The following is a 524-nucleotide window of genomic DNA, read 5'->3' as shown; positions in this document are numbered from 1 at the left end:
ATCCTGTCGCACTGATGCATGTGCCTGATCGCAAGCCTGCTCGCGTTGCTCGTCCGCATGCCGACGAGCGACGCACCCCATCCCACCGCCGGATTCAGGGACCCCTGTCGCTGAGGACCGGCACCAAGGAGCATAATCGATGATGGCCACCCAATTCTCGCTCGGCGGACTGCTCCGCCGCGTCACCGAGCCTGGCGGAGCGCGCCCGCACCCGGCCGAGGCGCCGTGCGACGCGCGCATCGCCCGCGCGCTCGCCGAATTCCGCAACCACGGCCACCGCGCCGTGCGCCTGCTCGACCTCGACTGCGCCGACGGCACCCGCCTGCTCCGCGCCGCCGCAAAGGCCCGCGAGCTGGGCTTCGTCTCGATCGAGGGCCGCGGCGTCTCGCTCTGGACCGCCGGCATCCGCCACGCCCGCTGGCAGGCCGAGCTGAACGACCATCCCTCCACCGAGCTCCACTTCGAGATCGCCGAGCCGATCGCCGCGCTCGCCTCCGAGCATGACGGCGCCGCCGACATCATCC

The 524-nt window shown here is 71.8% G+C and carries 1 protein-coding gene; it reads left to right on the top strand.

What is annotated here, in order from left to right; translation table 11 throughout:
* Nucleotides 1-139: 139 nt before the first annotated feature.
* The coding region (locus J7643_20030; protein MBO9542880.1) for a hypothetical protein at nucleotides 140-524 on the top strand (385 nt) is incomplete at its 3' end.

The organism is bacterium, assembly GCA_017744355.1.
GTDB lineage: Bacteria > Cyanobacteriota > Sericytochromatia > S15B-MN24 > UBA4093 > JAGIBK01.
This window is presented reverse-complemented; position numbering and strand designations above follow the sequence as displayed.